Below are 17,520 nucleotides of genomic sequence, written 5' to 3' on the forward strand. Positions count from 1 at the left end.
CCCCGGAGGGCCCCCAGATGACGAACCGCCCGACCACCCCCGACCCGGGCTCCGGCCCGGGGCCCGAACACCTCGTAGAAGAACCCGAATCCGTCGGGCCGGAAGCCGAACTCCTTGCGCAGGGAGGGGGCGGCGAGACGGCGCCGGTGGCCGACGGGCGTGTGCTGGACCTGGCCGCAGCCCACCGGCCCGTACCGGACGCCGACCTGGCCGCACCCGAGCCCTCCGTGGCCGAGCCCGCCGCGGCCGACGCGCCCCTGCCCGATCTGCTCGACCTGGACCTGGAGGCGCTGGCCGACGTCTCGCATCCCGTGCTGGCCGAGTTGGTGGGGGACCTGCGCCGGCGGGTCGCCGATCAGGCCAGCCATGGCCTGTGGGGCTTCGACAACGACTCGCCGCCGTCGCCGGGCCGGCCCCCCGCGTAGGCCCCCGCGTAGATCCCCCGCGTATGCCCGCCGCGGGGGGAAAGGGACCGCTCAGGCGGTGAAAACGTGCTGGCCGGGGGCGAGCAGGCGGTGCGGGTCGTAGCGGCGCTTGGCGGCGGCGAATTCCTCCCACGCCTTGCCGTACTGGCCGCGCCAGTCGGCGGCGGTCATGGGCACGGCCCCCACCGGGTACTGGGTGCCGCCGGCCGCGCGGACCGTCTCGTACGTGGTGTGGTTGGCCTCGATCCGGGCGCTCACCGCCGCCCGGTCCGCCGGGTTCAGCGCCCACAGGACGGCCATCAGGTACGGCACCGGGTCGTCGGGGACCCGCAGCAGCGGGGTGCGCAGGTGCCGCCGGACCAGCGGGTAGAGCAGCACGATCCCGCCGGGCCCGAGTTCCTGCCCGGCCAGCCCGTCCAGCAGCGCGCCGGACAGCTCGGCGGCCCGGTCGCCGGGCAGCAGCACGTCCAGCCACGGGTGCGACCAGGTCCAGTAGCCGTCGTGCTTCAGCCCCGCCACGCCCGGCGCCAGGCGGTCGATGAAGTCGAAGTAGCTCAGCGTTTCCGCGGTGACCGGGCCGGACCGGTCGTACCACAGGCCGCGCAGAAGCTCCTCGTCGCTCCGCTGCGGCCCGGCGGGCGGCCCGTACGCGGTGGCCTCCAGCACGTACTTCGTGTACGCGCCCTCCTCGTCCGGCTCGACCATGCCCTCGACGTACCCGAACCGCCCGTCCTCGGCCAGGATCCGCTGGTCGGCGAGGAACGTCTCCAGGTCCGGGTACGGCAGCAGGAAGTGCCGCACGTTCTCGGGCGCGGTCACCAGCCGCAGTGTGGCCGAGACGATCACCGCGCACTGCCCGAGCCCGGCGAGCACCGCCCGGAACAGCTCCGGCTCCCGGGCGGGCGAGCACCTGACCACGTCCCCGGTCCCGGTCACGACCTCCAGCGCTTCCACGTTGTCCACCTGGGCGCCGAACCGGTGCGTCTGGCCGCCGAGCCCGCCGACCGACAGCGTGCCGCCCACCGACAGCTCCAAGTAGTCCGTGAACACCGGCGGCGTCAGCCCGTACTGCAGCGTCTTCCGCGCCACCGCACTCCACAACGCCCCGGCCCCCACGGTGACCAGGCCCGTCGTGGACCGGGCCCCGTTCCTCTTCCGCACCGGTCCGATCCCGTCCAGCAGCCCCGTCTCGACCACCAGCCCGCCGGCCACCTGCATCTGCCCGTACGTCCCGTGCCCCTGCCCGCGGGCGGCCACCTCGATCCGGTACGCGTTGCAGAACCTGATCATCGCCGCGATGTCCTCGACCGACCGCGTGCGCAGCACACCCCCCGGCGTCCGATGCACGTAGTGCCCGAAGTCGTCGGCGTCGTCCCCGCCTTCGTCCGCCACCAGCACCCCCTCCAACGGCGGCACGCTCACCAGGCCCTCCGGCCCTTCCCCCGCCCCCGCCTCGGTCACCCACACCCGCGCCTGCGGGTCGAACCCCACCACCCTCGCCCGGGCGGCCCCCTCACCTAACGCACCCTGCTCCTCCACCACACCAACCCCCTCCCGGCCCCGCCCCTCCCGGGCGGCCCGCCAAAAACACCCGCGATCGTACCCTTTGCCCCCGGCGTATACAGGGCGGTACCTCGCATTCCGGCCACCCATCGGCCTGCGGCCAGGCTGTGCACATGCCGGCCTGTCGGTGCCGTGCTGCATGATCGGCGCGTCGGTTGTTCTTCACGAGGGCGGGGCGCCATGCCGATCACCAACCACCAGGTAGCCGGGCACGCTTTTCTGCGGCACCTGTACGCGGACGAATACTTCCCCGATGAAGTCCTCGACAAAGGCCGAGCGATTCTGCTCCGCCTGTGCGAGCGGATCGAGACCGAGCCCCCGCCGGACCTGGCAGCCCTGTACGCCCTGACCCAGTCCGCGACCGAGGAGTTCAACCTCCTGGAGGCCGAGTTCGAGGCGGTGGGGAGCGAGATAGAGACGGTCGCGCGCGAGGAGATCGCCGAGGACTTCTGGTTCGTCGCCTCCGCCTACGGCTTCGCCGACGCGGACGTGGAGGAACTGATCGCTACGCGCGACTGGTGAGCGACGTCACCTGCGGTACCGGGGGCACCCGGGGCTCCGGGACTTGGCACGTACGAGGTCGCTTCATAGGCTCCGCCGCATGCACAGCACCCTGACGGAGCACGCCCGGTGTCTTTACGGGGACGAGTACCGGCCGACTCCGCAGTGCGATCGGGAGCACCACGAGCACTACTTCGTCGAAGAACTTACCTTCGCCGACGCGGACACGATCCTCGCGATGCTGCACGAGCTGTGCCCGTACGTGGTCGACGGCCTTCTCCCCGTGTGGATCCGCAACCTCGCTTACCGGCTCGCCCTCCTTCAACGCCCGGACGACCCGGCTCTCCTGCGCGAGGCTGCCGAGAACCTGTGGCTGCACGGCCCGGACTGGGACGACATCGCAGCCGAGCTCACGCGCCGGGCCGACGCGCTGGACGCCGGCTGATCTACGGCGGGGCCGGCCTCGGTTCATCGCGTTCACCCTTGTGGGCAACCCTGGCCCCGGGGTGCACGGCGTACCGTGGGGACACCATCCTTCGCCGGGGGTAGCAGTGGGCGTTTTCGAGTCCGGAATGGGCGACCGCATCGCTGAGTTGCGGCTGCGGCGCAACTTCACCCAGGAGCAGCTGGCCGAACTGGCCGGTCTCTCGGTCGATGTCGTACGGAAGCTGGAGCAGGGACGGCGCACGTCGGCACGGCTTACCACTGTCAATGCTCTGGCCAGGGCGTTGGACACCGAGCCTTCGTTCCTCGTCGGCCAGCCCTCGACGTTTGACGGCACACCTGCGGTGGAGACGGAGCCGCCTTCGGTGTTCGCTCTGCGGCAGGCCGTGTCGCCGTTGAGTGACCTGTTGGGCGGAGAGACGGACCCGGAGGACCCACCGACGATCGCTGATCTGCAAGCGTCGCTCGCGTCGACCGAGACCATCCGGCGGGAGGGCCGTATGGGCGAAATCGGCGCCCTGCTACCGCAGTTGATCCGTGACGCCCGTGCCGCAGCGCATGCCTACACGGGTGCTGAGGCCGCCGCCGCCTTTTCCGTATTGGCGGTGGCCTATCAAGTGGCGGCCACGACTCTGACCGCGCTGGGCAAGGAAGACGCGGCGTACACGGCGATGGAGCGCTCCTGGGCCGCGATAAGGCGCTGCGACGACCCGGACCTCGAGACACTGGCCGCCTCCACGCTGTCCTGGGTTTTCACCAAGCAGGGGCGGCTTGAAGACGCCGAACGCGTTGCCCTGGTTCGCGCCGAGCAGATCGAGCCGGGTTTCCGGTCTTCCCCCAAGGACTTGGCCCTGTGGGGCGTGCTCCTTCTGCGCGCCGCCACCGCCGCGGTACGGCAGGAACGCCAGGTGGGCGATCTGCTGAACATGGCGACCGGCGCAGCGGCGAGCATCGGTGCGGATCTGACCGTGTACGCGACCCCCTTCGGCCCGACGAATGCCGGCGTCGCGAAAGTGAACTTCCTTGTCGAGCTGGAACGCAGCGACGAGGCGATCCGGACCGCTCGGACCGTGCCGAACCTCGATTCCCTGCCGCCGACATGGCGGGCCCGCTTCCACGTCGACCGCGCGCTGGCCTACTCCGACCTCGACAATGACCCGGCAGCAGCCCAGGCCTTGCTGTCCGCCGAACGCGATGCCCCGGAATGGATGCGCTACCACTCCACATCGCGCCGACTCGTGGAGGATCTGCGCAGCCGGGCTCGCCGCCGCGACGCCCCAGTGCTGGCGCTGGCCGACCGCCTGGGCCTCAACAGATAGGGCGCTACGTCCTACCTGATCGCGAAAGTGGGGCATCTGGTCAGTCGTGCTCCTTGAGGGCGGCGGTCAGTTGGCGGCCTTCTTTGGTGCCGCGGCGCAGGAGCAGGGCGGCGGTGGTGTGGAGCTCGTTCCAGGAGTGGGGGCGGCCGATTGCCGCGGCGTGGGGGACGATTGCGGTGGCCACTGCCAGGGCTTGGGCCGGTTCGCCGGCGCCGGCCAGGGCGTGGGCGAGGCAGGCGCGGTACCAGGTTTTGTCCCGCAGGTACGTGTCGGGGAGGGCGTCGAGGCCGGCGGTGAGGTGGTCCACTGCGGCAGGCCAGTCGCGTAAGTGCATTTCGGCCATGCCGCGTTGGAGGGTGAACCAGGTCTCGTCGTAGAAGTACATCCAGGCCGGTTCGTCCTCAGGATGTTCGGCGGCCCCGGTCACCAGGGCCTGTGCCTGGTCGAGAAGGCGGTGGGCGTCGTCGGACCCGCCGCCGAGCGCGTATCCGCGAGCCGCCATCTGCGCGGCCATCCCCTGGACGCCGGGCGTTGTGCCGGGGGCCGACCAGCGTGCGGCCTCGGCCAGCTTGACGCACCGAGTGGCCCGGTCCCTGGACCAGGCCATGTGGGCCTTCATGTTGAGCGTGGTCGCGGCCATGTTCGCGTCCCCGGCTTCCAGCGCCCATTCGTGGGAGCGGTCGTACCAGGCCAGCGCGGTCGCCGCGTCGTCCTGGTCCTGCGCCATCCACGCCAGGAACTGGGCGTGTTCGGAGGCCAGCCGTACGACACGGTCGGCGAGCGGTCCGCGCGCACCCGCGTACAGGTCCACCACGGTCCGAAGCTGCTGCCGCATCACGTCCACCAGCGGCCGTGACCCGATGTGGTCCTCGGCCCGCCGGTGTTCGGCCAGCAACCGGTCCAGCCAGTCGAGCGTGGCGGCGTCCACCCGGTGCGTGGTCTCGACCACCCCCGTGACCCGGGCCATCAGGTCCTCGTCCGGCGATGCTCCGGGCAGAGCAAGCCCTGGCACCGCGCCGGCCTTCTCACCCACAGGCCCCGGCCCGATCGGGACACCGAGCCCCGCCACGATCCGCTGCCGCACCTCCGCGGACGTCACCCGCCGACGCCCCCGCTCGATGTCGGACACATCGGACTGCGCAAGACCGACCTGCTCTCCGAGCTTGGTCTGACTCACTCCGGTGAGCTTCCGGTACGCCCGGAAAACGGCGCCCCAGTCCTCATCGGCAACCGCTGCCGCCAACTGCGGGTGCGTCCACAAAGTGTCCGGAGTAACGCCCATAACTCCAATATAGGGCCGGGCTATAGGGCCATCGGATGGGATCGGCGGACGTTCACCGCGACGCTCGGATGCCCAAGACCCCACGACCGTCCGACCGGTTCGGGGGCATGGCCAACACTCACGAGGAACGCTGACATGCACGAGCTCAACCGCCACCCCTTCGGGTGCCTGGGGGTCGCGTGATGATCCCCGGTACGCCCGCGTCTGTGGCCGACGATCCTCCGTTCGTCGTCGAAAGGACGTGGCCGCCCGCTCCCCGCTCGGTGGGAAGGGCGCGCAGATTCCTCGCCCTCCAACTCGACGCCTGGGCCATGCCGCACCTTGCGGATACCGCCGAACTGATTCTGAGCGAGTTGGTCACCAATGCGGTGAAGCACGCGCATTCACCGAACGGGCGGGTGATCGCGACGCGATTGGAGCGGCTGGCGTCCGGGGTGCGGATCGAGGTGCACGATTCCAGCGACTGCAAGCCGGAGCTGCGGGAGGCGTCCGGGGAAGAGGAGTCCGGGCGCGGGCTGCTGCTCGTGGACGCGCTGACCGGCGGGTGCTGGGGCGTGAACGACCGGAGCGGGCCCGGAAAATCAGTCTGGGCTGTGTGCACCCACTCCGCCGCGTGCGGCACCGGCGATGCCACCGTGGGGGCGTTGCGATGACCACCACAACGGCCACAACAACTGAAGCCCGTACGTGGAGCGTCACGACCACCAGCGGGCTGACCGTACGCGACCAGCTGCCGGCCTGGGCGGACAACGACCCCAGCCGCGACGACGTGCGCCCCGAACACCTCCATGCCGCACTCGCCGACGTCGTCCTCGAAGCCGACGCCGGCGGCCTGGTGCTGCCGGTGGTCCACGGCCAGGACCCAGCCGAGCAGGCCGCCGTTTTGGCCGTCACCCTCACCTGCAAACCGTTCGGGCAGCAGGGCGAGCCGCGCGTCCCGGTCGCCGAGGTACAACTCGTGGAGGACTTCTGGCTCAAGGGTCTGGACCCGCAGGGGATAACGGACTTCGGGCACCGCCTCCACGTCCTCGGCCACCTGCTCATCCACCAGGTGGCCCCCGCCCTTCAGGCGGCCCGCGCCGACTGGTCCCGCCACCACCCCACGCACCGACCGGACGCAGCCGGGACGGCGGCGGAGGTCGCGGCCACCGCCCGGGTCCGGTCGGCACCCCGCACGCTGCACCAGGAACCACAGGCCGTGCAGTGGGCCCGCGAGAAAGCAGGGCTCACCAAACGGGCACTCGCCGAAAAGGTGGGTATTTCGGAACAGCTCATGGGCGAGATCGAGTCCGGGTGGAGGAGTGCAACTCCGATAAACCTGGCCAGGATCGCCGAGGCGCTGAACTGCCCCGTGGTGGCGCTGGAACGAAAACGCACCGACACCGCCACAGCACCGCAGAACTGACCAACCCCCGATGGCTGCCGTTTCCGGGCAAGGGCAGCACCGGTAGGACACCCGTACTGGCCCACCGCCTGGTCAGCGCACGGGGCCGGTACGGGAAAGGGCACCCGCCCGCGTACCCCCGTAACACTCACGATCCGCACCGCACCCACCCACCGCACACCGGCCGCTCGCCCTCGAACGCCGGGAGGGGTCGAAGGGGTGGGGGTCCGAAATGCTGCCGTATATTTGTGGCCGCCAGGCCGTAAATATACGATTTCGGACTCCCGCCCCGGAGGCCCCGACCCCTGAGGGAATGAGGTCGAGGGCCGCCCCCGAATTGGCCGCACCCGGAATGGTTACGGCCATATCACAGGGGGCGTGTTTGCCCCGGGTGGGCGGGGGAACAACCGCGGGGCGGCCCGGCACTTCGGGGGAGGTGATGTGGTGCGGCAGCCGACCGTGTCGCGGAAGGACGGGGGAGACGGGGGAGAAGGGGACGTAGAGTCCGCCCCGCTGCGGCAGTTCGTGCTGAAGGCGCACAGCCGGTGCGACCTGGCCTGCACCTATTGCTACGTGTACGCGGGCCCCGACCGGAGCTGGCGCGCACGTCCCCGCACGCCGTCCCCCCGGGTGCGGCGCCGCACGGCGCAAAGGATCGCCGAGCACGCGGAAAAGCACGCCCTGCCCGCCATATCCGTCGTGCTGCACGGCGGCGAACCGCTGCTGGCCGGCGCGGAGCACCTCGCGGAAACCGTCGAGGAGATCCGCACGCTCGTCCCGCCGAACTGCGCGGTCCACCCCAGCGTGCAGACCAACGCCACGCTGCTGAGCCCGGAGCGGCTGCGGGTACTGAGCGCGGCCGGCATCAGGGTCGGGGTGAGCCTCGACGGCGGAAGGCCCGCGCACAACGCCCAAAGAGTCGACCACGCCGGACGCCCCGCATGGCCGGCGACAGCCAAGGGGCTGCGGCTGCTCGCCGAGACGGCGCCCGAGGCGTACGGCGGAGTGCTGTGCGTGGTGGACCTGCGCCACGATCCGGTCGAGGTCTACGAATCGTTGCTGGACTTCCGCCCGCCCGCCATCGATCTGCTGCTGCCGCACGGCAATTGGACCAGCCCGCCGCCGGGACTGCCCGCACGGGCGCGCGCCCAGGCACTGTCCGGTGACCCGGCGCCGCTCGGCGCCCCCGCACCGTACGGCCATTGGCTGACCGCCGTGTTCGACCGCTGGTGGGACGACTCGAAGCGACGTACCAGGATCAGGCTGTTCGAGGAGTGCGTGGCGCTGCTGCTCGGAGTGCCGGCCACCATCGAACGGCTCGGCCTGCAGCCCTTCACCGCGGTCGTGGTGGAGACCGACGGCAGCATCGAGCAGGTGGACTCACTGAAGTCGGCGTACGAGGGGGCCGCCGCGACCGGCCTGGACATATTTCGGCACAGCTTCGACGACGTGCTCGCCCACCCCGCGGTCGCCGCCCGCCAGCAGGGCCTCGCCGCGCTGAGTACCATCTGCCGCGCCTGCGACTTGGTGACGGTCTGCGGCGGCGGCCACTACGCCCACCGCTACCGGGCCGGCCACGCCTTCGCCAACCCCTCCGTGTACTGCGCCGACCTCGCCCACCTGATCCGCCACGTGTCGCGCAGGCTCCACGAAGCGGCGGCGGGGCGGCGGTGAGGGTGGCCGTCGCGGAAACGGAGGTGCTGGGGGCGCTCGGCGGGACCGGGAGCGACACCGAGGCACTGCAAGCCCTCGTCGCCGAGCAGCACCGGCGGCGGCTCCTCACCTTACGGGCCCTGCTGGACGCCGTACGGGAAGCGGGCGGGGCGTTGCCGCAAGGGACGGCCGAAAAGGCGATGGGGGACTGGCGGCTGCTGGTCGCCGCCGACCGGGCCGACCGGGCGGCGGCCCGGAGCGTGGTGCAGTACCCGCTGACCGGTTCGTGGGCCGAACGCTGCCTGCGCGACCTGAGCCGGCCGGGGAAAGCGCACGCCGCGGCCACCGCGCTGCCGCACCTGTCCGCGCTCGCAGCCGCCGCTGCGGCAAGCGCGGGGATACGCTTCAGCACCGACGTACCGGTCCGCGACGGCACCGTGGCGCTGCCCACCCTCGGCGGCTACCGATTGCCGCCCGGCACCGACAGGACGACCGCCCGCGTGGACGGCGACGGCACAGCGGTTCAGCCCGGCCTCGGCGGCTACCGGTTACCGCCCGGCACCGCCCCCGAAAGCACTGCCCGCGTGGACGGCGACGGCGGCCGGCTGTGGCTGCGGGCCGGCGGCGCGACCGCCGAGGTGCGGCGCGGACCGGACGGCGTGTGGCGGTCGGCGGCAGCCGGCTGGCACCCGGTACGGGCGCTGTGGACCGACGACCACCGGCCGGTGCTGATCGACGACACCGACCCGTACCGGGACGAGGAACACCGCGTCGACCCGTACGGGCTCGCGGTGTCCGGCGTGCTGGACGGCGCCGCGCACGCCCGCTGGCGCACCGCCTGGCAGGACGCCCAGCCGTGGCTGCGGCTCGGCGACGGCGGCCGGGCCCGCGAAGTGGCCGCGCTGCTGCGCTGCTTCGTGCCGCTGGCCGACTCCCCGTCGGGCGCGGCGTGCAGCGCCACCCTCGGCGAGGCCTTCGGCGCGCTGCTCACGAGTACGCCGCAGGACGGGCTGAAGCTCGCCGCCGCCCTGGTCCACGAGTTGCAGCACACCAAGCTGCTCGCGCTGTCCCGGCTGACCCCGCTGCACACCGCGGACGGCGCCGCACGCCACTGGGCGCCCTGGCGGCCCGACCCGCGCCCCTTCGACGGCCTGTTCCAGGGCACGTACGCGCACCTGGCACTGGCCGGCTTCCACCTGGACGTGGCCCGCTCGCCCTCGGCCGACTCGGCCCGCAGGGAAGCCGCGTGGGCCGCGCACTGCCGCTACCGGCAGCAGGTGGAGGCCGTCCTCCCGCAGCTCACCGGCTCCAGCCGGCTCACCCCGGCCGGCCGCACCCTGGCCCTGGCCATGACCGCACAGCACACCCGGCTCAAACAGCACACCCCGCCGCGCGGCCACCTGGCCCGCGCCACCGCCTACGTGGAGACCGCGCGCACCATCTGGCGGCGCCGCTGGACCTGACCGTCACCGAACCCACCCGGACCTGACGCCGCGTCGGACACCGGGGCCAATCCCCGTACAACCGGGCGCGAAACGGCACGACGGGGCGCCGACCGGGGCGTGAACCGGTGTAGCTTCGGGCTCGGGCCCACCCCTGGGCGGGCGGCACGCGGCGACGCGAAGAACAAGACGCACAACAGCGCGACGACGAAGAACAGTGCGACGACGAAGAACAAGCGCAACGCAGAAAAGCAGCGCGACGTCGAGAACGGCACGGCGACGAGAAAAGCACGGCACAACGAGGGAGACGGTCGGATGGCCGCAGGGCGCAACACCGTACCGGCGCAGGCCGAGAAAACGGGCGGACTGGTGACCATCAGCTTCGCCGGCCACAACCGGGCCTGGGCGGCGTGGCTGGCCGGCCGGCTGGAACGGCACGGCTGCCAGGTGTCCCTCCAGCGCTGGGACATGAAGCCCGGCGACACCGTACGGCAGGGCCTGTCGGACCTGCTGCTGTCCCGCGGCACCGTACTGATCGTGCTCAGCGAGTGGTACTTCCGGCTCGGCCCGCGCAGCCACGAGGAGTGGAACACGGCGCTGCGCGACCTCGTACCCGCCAACAGCGACCGCTTCGCCGCCGTGTCCGTCACCTCCGCCGCCCTGCCCAGCGCGGTCGCCTCGCTCGGCGCCGCCGACCTGTGGGGCCTGGGCGCCGCCGAGGCCGAGCGGCGGCTGCTGGCCCGGCTCGGCATCACCGCCGACCGTTCCGGGCCCGCCGCCGGCGACACCCTCGGCGGCGCGGCCGGCCCCCGCTTTCCGCTGGAGCAGCCCGAGGTGTGGGGCGGCGTGCCCCGCCGCAACACCCGCTTCACCGGGCGCGAGGACCTGCTCTGGGACGTCCACCAGACGTTCACCCAGGCCGAGCCGGGCGCCGGCGTGCTCACCCTGCTGGGCCTGTCCGGGGTCGGCAAGACGCAGATCGCCGCCGAATACGTCTACCGCTTCGGCGCCGAGAACTACGACGTGGTGTGGTGGGTACGCGCCGCCGAGCGCGGCACCCTGCGCGAGAAGCTGGCCGGCCTCGCCCCGGCGCTCGGCCTGTCCACCGGACGCGAGTACGGCGAGCGGCTGCGCGCGGTACGGGACGCGCTGCGCCGCGGCGAGCCCTCCCCGCGCTGGCTGGTCGTGCTCGACGGCGCGGACCAGCCCGAGGACGTGCACGACCTGGTGCCCGGCGGGCCCGGCCACGTCCTGATCACCTCGCAGAACCGCGAATGGGCCGAGCACAACAGCTCACTGATCGAGGTGCCGGTCTACCGGCGGCACGAGTCGGTGGCCTTCGTACGCCGGCGCGCGCCCCGTCTCGAGGCCGTCGACGCCGACCGGCTCGCCGACGCCCTGGGCGACCTCCCGCTGGCCCTGGACCAGAACGCCGGCGCCCTCCAGGACTCCACCATGCCCGTCGACGACTACCTGGACCTGCTGGGCCGCGGCGCCGACGTCGAGTCCGGCCTGAAGGTCGCGGCCGACTTCCAGATGACGTACTACACGGCCTTCTCGATACTGCTCAACCGGCTGCGCGAGGACAAACCCGAGGCCGTGGACCTGCTGCGGCTGTGCGTCTTCTTCGCCCCCGGGCCGATCCCGGTACGGCTGCTGCGCGACCTGCCGATCCGCGACCTGCCCGAGCAGCTGCGCGCGCTGATGGCCGACCCGCTGCTGTGGAACTCCGCGCTCGCCAAGCTCGCCCAGTGGTCGGTGATCCAGTCCGACCCGCAGGACACCGAGGAGGACGAGCCGGTCGGCTCCACAGAGGTGATCCAGATGCACCGGCTGGTCTACCAGGCGGTACGCGCCGACATGCCGGCCGCCGAGCAGCGGGTCTACTCCCAGGTGGTACGCAAACTGCTCGCCGCCGCCGACCCCGGCCGCCCCACCGACACCCGGCTGTGGCCGCGGTACGCCGAGATCGTCCCGCACCTGGAGGCCTCCGGGGCACTGACCAGCACCAACCCCGACATCCAGCTCACCGTGCTGAACAGCCTGCGCTACCTGTACCTGTCCGGCGAGTACCGGGTGGGCCTGCGGATCGCCGAACTGACCACCGCCAGTTGGTCCGAGGTCTTCCCGCCCGGCCACCCCCGGCTGTGGGACCTGGTGCACAACAAGGGCAACATGCTGCGCGCCCTCGGCGACTTCACCGCCACCGAGGCGCTGGACCGGCAGGCGTACGAGACGCTGCGCGCCGAACGCGGCGACCAGGACCTGCTCGTGCTGCGCGCCGCCAACGGCCTGGCCGCCGACCTGCGCAACCTCGGCCGTTACGACGAGGGCCTGGAACTGGCCCGGCGGGTGGAGGAGGGGTACGAGCAACTCGTCGGTCCCAATGACGCGCTGACGCTGACCGCCCATCACAACACCGGGGTCACCTACCGACTGCTCGGCCGCTACCAGGACGCGCTGACCGTGGACCGCGCCAACCTCGCCGCCCGCCGCGAGCTGCTGCGCGAACGCAACAACGGCACCCTCGCCTCGGAGAGCGCCTACGCCCAGGATCTGCGGCTGCTCGGCCAGTACGACCAGGCGACCTCCGTCCAGGAACGCAACAGCGAGATCCACCGGGTGGTGATGGGCCCGGACAACCCGCAGTCACTGCGCGCCCAGCACAACCTGGTCCAGTGCTACTACCGCAGCGGCGACCGGCAGCGGGCGCTGGAGCTGCTGACCGGGCTGCTGGAGCGGTGCGAGCGGGTGCTCGGGGACCGGCACCCCATCACGGTCCGGGTCTCGGTGACCTATGCCACCTTCGAGCGCGAGCACGGCGATCTGGACCGGGCCCGGGAACGCGCGGAATTCTCCCTGGCCCACTACCGCCGCCAGTTCGGCGACGCCCACCCGTACACCGCCGGCGCCCTGGCCAACCACGGCCTGCTCCTGCGGGCGGCCGGCGAACGCCAGCAGTCCCAGATCGAGGTCGAGGACGCGCTTGCCTCCATGACCCGCGTAGTGGGGCCCGAGCACCCCTGGACCCTCGGCTGCGCCGTCAACGCCAGCGCCGCACGCAACTTTTCCGGTGACCCGGAGAGCGCGGCCGACCTCAGCCGTACGACCAGTCTCCTCGCCGCCGCCGTCCTCGGCCCCCAGCACCCCCTCACCCTCAACGCGCGCATTTCTCTGGCCAGCGATCTCCGTAACCTTCGCAAACGCCAAGAGGCCGACAAGACGGAAGAGGAAGCGCTCGCCGCGCTTGCCGCCACCCTCGGGCCGCAGCACCCTCATACGCTTGCGGCGCGCTCGCGTACCCGCCCGTACTGGGACTTCGAGCCGTTCAGTAGTTGAGTTACGGCAACGAATAAGGGGCGCGGGGAACTGCGCGAGAACCATCCACCTCCGGTGGTCCGGAGACGGCAGCAACTGCCCCTTTGGGTCGGTGACGACCCGCGGTCCGGTGATGGGTTGCTCGCGCAGTTCCCCGCGCCCCTAACTGGTCCTACTTAAATCTCGAAGACCTCAGTAATGAGCTCTTCCTGCTGGGCCGCGTGCCGCTTGGCGGAGCCGACCGCGGGAGAAGAGGACGCCGGACGGGAAACCCGGCGGAGCCGATCCGCGTTGTCGGGGGCCGCGCCCAGCAGCAGGTCGAGGTGGTCGATCAGGTTGAGGGCGATGAACGGCCAGGCACCCTGGTTGGCCGGTTCGGCCTGGGCCCAGACGAACTTCTGGGCCTTGGTGTAGGGGGCCACCGCCTGCTGGATCTCGGCGCCCGGCAGCGGGTACAGCCGCTCGATGCGGATGAACGCGATGTCGGTCGCCCCGCGCCGGTCCCGCTCCTCGATCAGGTCGTAGTAGACCTTGCCGGAGCAGAAGACCACCTTGCGCACCGCCTCCGGGTCGACCGTGTGGTCGCCGATCACCGGCTGGAAGGCGCCGGAGGTGAAGTCCTCGGCCTTGGAGGCCGCGGCCTTCAGCCGGAGCATCGACTTCGGGGTGAAGACGATCAGCGGCTTGTGGTGCGGGTTGTGCACCTGCCAGCGCAGCAGGTGGAAGTAGTTGGCCGGGGTGGTCGGCATGGCCACCGTCATGTTGTTCTGCGCGCAGAGCTGGAGGAACCGCTCGATCCGGGCCGAGGAGTGGTCCGGGCCCTGGCCCTCGTAGCCGTGCGGCAGCAGCAGGGTGACGCCGGAGGTCTGGCCCCACTTCTGCTCGGCCGAGGAGATGAACTCGTCGATGATGGTGGCCGCGCCGTTGGCGAAGTCGCCGAACTGCGCCTCCCACATCACCAGGGCGTCGGGGCGGGCCAGCGAGTAGCCGTACTCGAAGCCCATGGCCGCGTACTCGCTCAGCAGCGAGTCGTACACGGTGTAACGGGCCTGGTCCTCGACCAGGTTCTGCAGCGGGGTGTAGTCCTCGCCGGTCCTGCGGTCGATGAGCACCGCGTGCCGCTGGCCGAAGGTGCCGCGCCGGGAGTCCTGGCCGGCCAGCCGGACCGGGGTGCCGTCCAGCAGCAGCGAGCCGATGGCGAGGGTCTCGCCCATGCCCCAGTCGATGGTGCCGTCCTCGACCATGGTGGCCCGGCGCTGGAGCTGCGGCAGCAGCCGCGGGTGGACGGTGAAGCCCTCGGGGATGTTCACCTGGGAGGCCGCGATGCGCTTGACCACCTCGGCGGAGACCGCGGTGGGCACCGGCACCGGGAACTGCTGCTGCGGCTGCTCCGGGGTGGCCGCGGCCGGCGTGGCCACCGCCTCGCGGACCTCGGTGAAGACCTTCTCCAGCTGGCCCTGGTAGTCCTGGAGCGCCTGCTCGGCCTCTTCCAGGGTGATGTCGCCCCGGCCGATCAGCGACTCGGTGTAGAGCTTGCGCACCGAGCGCTTCTTGTCGATCAGGTCGTACATCAGCGGCTGGGTGAAGGCCGGGTTGTCCGACTCGTTGTGGCCGCGGCGGCGGTAGCAGATCAGGTCGATCACGACGTCCTTGTTGAACGCCTGCCGGTACTCGAAGGCCAGCCGGCCCACCCGGACCACGGCCTCCGGGTCGTCGCCGTTGACGTGGAAGATCGGCGCCTCGATCATGCGGGCCACGTCGGTGGCGTACATCGAGGAGCGCGCGGACTCCGGGGCGGCGGTGAAGCCGACCTGGTTGTTGATCACCACGTGCACGGTGCCGCCGGTGCGGTAGCCGCGCAGCTGCGACATGTTCAGCGTCTCGGCGACCACGCCCTGGCCGGCGAAGGCCGCGTCGCCGTGCAGCGCGATCGGCAGCACGGTGAAGTCGGTGCCGGCCTTGTTGATGATGTCCTGCTTGGCGCGGGCGATGCCCTCCAGGACCGGGTCCACCGCCTCCAGGTGGGAGGGGTTGGCGGCCAGCGAGACCGTGATCTGCTCGCCGTCCAGGCCGGTGAAGTTGCCCTGGGCGCCCAGGTGGTACTTCACGTCGCCGGAGCCGTGCATCGACTTCGGGTCGAGGTTGCCCTCGAACTCGCGGAAGATCTGCGCGTACGACTTGCCGACGATGTTGGCCAGCACGTTGAGCCGGCCGCGGTGGGCCATGCCGATCACGGCCTCGTCCAGCCGGGATTCGGCGGCCGCGTCCAGCACCGCGTCCAGTAGCGGGATCACCGACTCGCCGCCCTCGAGCGAGAACCGCTTCTGGCCGACGTACTTGGTCTGCAGGAAGGTCTCGAACGCCTCGGCCGCGTTGAGCCGGCGCAGGATGCGCAACTGCTCCTCGCGCTCGGGCTTGGCGTGCGGGCGCTCGATGCGGTCCTGGATCCACTTGCGCTGCTTGGGGTCCTGGATGTGCATGTACTCCACGCCGACGGTCCGGCAGTAGGAGTCGCGCAGCACACCGAGGATGTCGCGCAGCTTCATCAGGGTCTTGCCGGCGAAGCCGCCGACCGCGAACTCCCGCTCCAGGTCCCACAGGGTGAGCCCGTGCTCCAGCACGTCCAGGTCGGGGTGCTTGCGCTGGCGGTACTCCAGCGGGTCGGTGTCGGCCATCACGTGGCCGCGCACCCGGTAGGAGTGGATCAGCTCGAAGACCCGGGCGGCCTTGGTGACGTCGTCGTCGTGCGCGGTGTCGATGTCCGTGCGCCAGCGGACCGGCTCGTACGGGATGCGCAGCGCGGCGAAGATGTCGTCGAAGAAGTCGTTCTCGCCCAGCAGCAGCTGGTTCATGATCCGCAGGAACTCGCCGGAGGCGGCGCCCTGGATCACCCGGTGGTCGTAGGTGCTGGTCAGCGTCATGACCTTGGAGATGCCCAGCTTGTTCAGGGTGTCCTGGGAGGTGCCCTGGAACTCGGCCGGGTAGTCCATCGAGCCGACGCCGAGGATCATCGACTGACCGGGCATCAGCCGCGGCACCGAGTGGACGGTGCCCAGGCCACCGGGGTTGGTCAGCGACGCGGTGACCCCGGAGAAGTCGTCCATGGTCAGCTTGCCGTTCCGGGCCCGGCGGACGATGTCCTCGTACGCCTGCCAGAACTCGAAGAAGTTGAGCGTCTCGGCCTTCTTGATGGCCGCGACGACGAGCTGCCGGTCGCCGTTGGGCTTGACCAGGTCGATGGCCAGGCCCAGGTTCACGTGCTCGGGCTTGACCAGCGTGGGCTTGCCGTCCACCACCGCGTAGTGCCAGTTCATCGAGGGCATGGATGCCAGCGCCTGCACCATGGCGTAGCCGATGATGTGGGTGAAGGAGACCTTGCCGCCGCGGGCGCGCTTGAGGTGGTTGTTGATGACGATGCGGTTGTCGAACAGCAGCTTCACCGGGATGGCGCGCACCGAGGTCGCGGTGGGCAGCTCCAGCGAGGCGTTCATGTTCTTGGCGACCGCGGCGGCCGGGCCGCGCAGCACGACGTGCTCCTCGACCGCGGCGGCCGGGGCCGCGCCCTCGGCCGGCTTGGCGGCGGGGCGGGCCGGCGCGGCGGCGGCCGGCTTCGGGGCGGGCGCGGCAGGGGCGGCGGGAGCGGCCGGGGCCGCGGCCTGCGGCTGGGCCGGAGCGGCGGGGGCAGCGGTCGACGCGGCGGGAGCCGCCGCGGTGGGCTTCGGCGCCGGCACGGTGGTGGCCGGACCGGTGGCGGCGGGCGCGGCGGGGGCCGCCGGGGCCGCGGCCTGCTGGGGCGCTGCGGGAGCGGGGGCGACGGGCCGGCCGGCGGTCGCGTCGACAGCGCCGGCCTGCACGGCGCGCTTGGCGGCACCGGATGCGCCGCCCTGGCCCGCCGGGGCGGCCGGTGCGGCGGAGCCGTCCGGCTTGTAGTCGGCGAAGAAGTCCCACCAGGCGCGATCCACCGAGTGCGGATCCTGGAGGTACTGCTGGTAGATCTCGTCGACGAGCCATTCGTTCGGGCCGAAGCCCGCCGCGGGACCATCGCCCGGCGTTTCCTGGTCGGTCGAGACACTGGAGCTATTGGGGGACTGTGGCGACACGGCGGCAACCGCCCTCTTCCGCTTCACAAGGTGGTGGACAGCGGAAATCAAGGCTACGCCTATCGGACCCCTTCTCGCAGGCCCGGGGG

At 71.6% G+C, this 17,520-nt stretch carries 12 protein-coding genes; 9 read left to right on the plus strand and 3 right to left on the minus strand.

Annotated features, from left to right (window positions below):
- Positions 1-17: 17 nt before the first annotated feature.
- Positions 18-425 carry an FxSxx-COOH-like cyclophane-containing RiPP peptide gene (locus ITX44_RS40740; RefSeq protein ID WP_236060005.1) on the plus strand — a complete coding sequence of 136 codons (408 nt, stop codon included), beginning with the start codon at positions 18-20 and terminating at the stop codon, positions 423-425.
- A gap of 51 nt (positions 426-476) precedes the next feature.
- Here the strand turns inward: ITX44_RS40740 and ITX44_RS03505 are convergent, their stop codons facing one another.
- Entirely contained in the window at positions 477-1,967 is a 1,491-nt protein-coding gene (locus tag ITX44_RS03505; RefSeq protein WP_307795074.1) for an FAD-binding protein, read from the minus strand.
- A 201-nt stretch (positions 1,968-2,168) separates the two neighbouring features.
- On the opposite strand from ITX44_RS03505, the gene ITX44_RS03510 reads away from it, so the two are divergent.
- The 3 genes from ITX44_RS03510 (at position 2,169) to ITX44_RS03520 (ending at position 4,252) form a co-directional block, all read left to right on the plus strand.
- Positions 2,169-2,510 carry a DUF5713 family protein gene (locus tag ITX44_RS03510; protein WP_205355494.1) on the plus strand — a complete coding sequence of 114 codons (342 nt, stop codon included), beginning with the start codon at positions 2,169-2,171 and terminating at the stop codon, positions 2,508-2,510.
- Positions 2,511-2,589: 79 nt separating this feature from the next.
- Positions 2,590-2,934 carry a hypothetical protein gene (locus ITX44_RS03515; RefSeq protein WP_205355495.1) on the plus strand — a complete coding sequence of 115 codons (345 nt, stop codon included), beginning with the start codon at positions 2,590-2,592 and terminating at the stop codon, positions 2,932-2,934.
- Between the two features lie 127 nt (positions 2,935-3,061).
- Positions 3,062-4,252 (plus strand): helix-turn-helix domain-containing protein, encoded by a 1,191-nt coding sequence (locus ITX44_RS03520; protein ID WP_236060006.1) that lies wholly within the window; start codon positions 3,062-3,064, stop codon positions 4,250-4,252.
- A gap of 40 nt (positions 4,253-4,292) precedes the next feature.
- Here ITX44_RS03520 and ITX44_RS03525 read toward each other — a convergent pair whose 3' ends face one another.
- On the minus strand, positions 4,293-5,534 hold the full coding sequence (locus ITX44_RS03525; RefSeq protein ID WP_205355497.1) for an NsdA family TPR-like regulatory protein: 1,242 nt from the start codon (positions 5,532-5,534) through the stop codon (positions 4,293-4,295).
- A 206-nt stretch (positions 5,535-5,740) separates the two neighbouring features.
- Between ITX44_RS03525 and ITX44_RS03530 the strand changes: the two genes are divergently transcribed.
- The 5 genes from ITX44_RS03530 (at position 5,741) to fxsT (ending at position 13,352) form a co-directional block, all read left to right on the plus strand.
- Positions 5,741-6,187, plus strand: a complete 447-nt coding sequence (locus ITX44_RS03530) for an ATP-binding protein (protein WP_307795075.1) — start codon at positions 5,741-5,743, stop codon at positions 6,185-6,187.
- The gene (locus tag ITX44_RS40745) at positions 6,184-6,939 is read left to right on the plus strand and encodes a helix-turn-helix domain-containing protein (protein ID WP_236060007.1); all 756 of its coding nucleotides are present in this window, start codon (positions 6,184-6,186) and stop codon (positions 6,937-6,939) included. The genes ITX44_RS03530 and ITX44_RS40745 overlap by 4 nt, the downstream gene beginning before the upstream one ends.
- A 438-nt stretch (positions 6,940-7,377) precedes the next feature.
- Positions 7,378-8,592 (plus strand): FxsB family cyclophane-forming radical SAM/SPASM peptide maturase, encoded by a 1,215-nt coding sequence (locus tag ITX44_RS03540; protein WP_307795107.1) that lies wholly within the window; start codon positions 7,378-7,380, stop codon positions 8,590-8,592.
- Between the two features lie 2 nt (positions 8,593-8,594).
- Positions 8,595-10,034, plus strand: a complete 1,440-nt coding sequence (locus ITX44_RS03545; RefSeq protein ID WP_205355498.1) for an aKG-HExxH-type peptide beta-hydroxylase — start codon at positions 8,595-8,597, stop codon at positions 10,032-10,034.
- Between the two features lie 294 nt (positions 10,035-10,328).
- Positions 10,329-13,352 carry an FxSxx-COOH system tetratricopeptide repeat protein gene (gene fxsT / locus ITX44_RS03550; protein ID WP_205355499.1) on the plus strand — a complete coding sequence of 1,008 codons (3,024 nt, stop codon included), beginning with the start codon at positions 10,329-10,331 and terminating at the stop codon, positions 13,350-13,352.
- A gap of 155 nt (positions 13,353-13,507) precedes the next feature.
- Here fxsT and ITX44_RS03555 read toward each other — a convergent pair whose 3' ends face one another.
- Positions 13,508-17,431, minus strand: coding sequence for a multifunctional oxoglutarate decarboxylase/oxoglutarate dehydrogenase thiamine pyrophosphate-binding subunit/dihydrolipoyllysine-residue succinyltransferase subunit (locus ITX44_RS03555; RefSeq protein ID WP_205355500.1), 3,924 nt, complete (start codon positions 17,429-17,431; stop codon positions 13,508-13,510).
- Between the last annotated feature and the right edge of the window lie 89 nt (positions 17,432-17,520).

Origin of the sequence: Actinacidiphila acididurans (assembly GCF_016918855.1) — a bacterium.
Taxonomy (GTDB): domain Bacteria; phylum Actinomycetota; class Actinomycetes; order Streptomycetales; family Streptomycetaceae; genus Actinacidiphila; species Actinacidiphila acididurans.

What these genes read in the sequence shown, in the direction of transcription:
- ITX44_RS03515 (WP_205355495.1), top strand. Translation starts at nt 2,590, where the DNA reads ATGCACAGCACCCTGACGGAGCACGCCCGGTGTCTTTACGGGGACGAG.
- fxsT (WP_205355499.1), top strand. Translation starts at nt 10,329, where the DNA reads ATGGCCGCAGGGCGCAACACCGTACCGGCGCAGGCCGAGAAAACGGGC.
- ITX44_RS03510 (WP_205355494.1), top strand. Translation starts at nt 2,169, where the DNA reads ATGCCGATCACCAACCACCAGGTAGCCGGGCACGCTTTTCTGCGGCAC.
- ITX44_RS03525 (WP_205355497.1), bottom strand. Translation starts at nt 5,534, where the DNA reads ATGGGCGTTACTCCGGACACTTTGTGGACGCACCCGCAGTTGGCGGCA.
- ITX44_RS40740 (WP_236060005.1), top strand. Translation starts at nt 18, where the DNA reads ATGACGAACCGCCCGACCACCCCCGACCCGGGCTCCGGCCCGGGGCCC.
- ITX44_RS03520 (WP_236060006.1), top strand. Translation starts at nt 3,062, where the DNA reads ATGGGCGACCGCATCGCTGAGTTGCGGCTGCGGCGCAACTTCACCCAG.
- ITX44_RS40745 (WP_236060007.1), top strand. Translation starts at nt 6,184, where the DNA reads ATGACCACCACAACGGCCACAACAACTGAAGCCCGTACGTGGAGCGTC.